Annotated in this window: 1 protein-coding gene; it reads right to left on the bottom strand. The window is 62.8% G+C overall.

Annotated features, from left to right (window positions below; translation table 11 throughout):
- The coding region (locus ABNX41_RS21975; protein WP_438671798.1) for an integrase core domain-containing protein at window positions 1-500 on the bottom strand (500 nt) is incomplete at both ends.

Genomic DNA, 500 nt, shown 5'->3' with positions numbered 1-500 from the left:
GGCGCGGAGCCTTGCGGGTTGCGCAGCGTCAGGCCCCGTTGCGGGGCGAAGGTTTTGGCAAACTCGGCTGGGGTCTGCCAGCCGAGACGGGAGTGGGGCCGTCCGGTGTTATAGTCCGTGCGCCAGGAGGCCAGCGTGACGTGGGCATGGTGCAGGGACGGGAACAGGGTCTCGTTCAATAGTTCGTCGCGCAGGCGACCGTTGAAGCTCTCGATGAAGGCGTTCTGGGTCGGCTTTCCTGGCGCGATGTCTTGCCAGTCGATCTTGCGGTCATCCGCGAAGGTGAGGATGGCGTTCGAGGTGAACTCGGTGCCGTTGTCACTGACTACCGTCACAGGCTTGGCGCGCAGCTCGAACAGCGTTGCCAATTCACGTGCCACCCTTGCGCCTGACAACGACGTGTCGGCGATCAGGGCCAGACATTCCCGCGTGCAGTCGTCCACCACGGTCATGATCCGGAAACGACGACCATCCGTCAGTTGATCGGATACGAAGTCCAA

It is taken from the genome of Pseudogemmobacter sonorensis (assembly GCF_042762395.1).
GTDB lineage: Bacteria > Pseudomonadota > Alphaproteobacteria > Rhodobacterales > Rhodobacteraceae > Pseudogemmobacter > Pseudogemmobacter sonorensis.
This window is presented reverse-complemented; position numbering and strand designations above follow the sequence as displayed.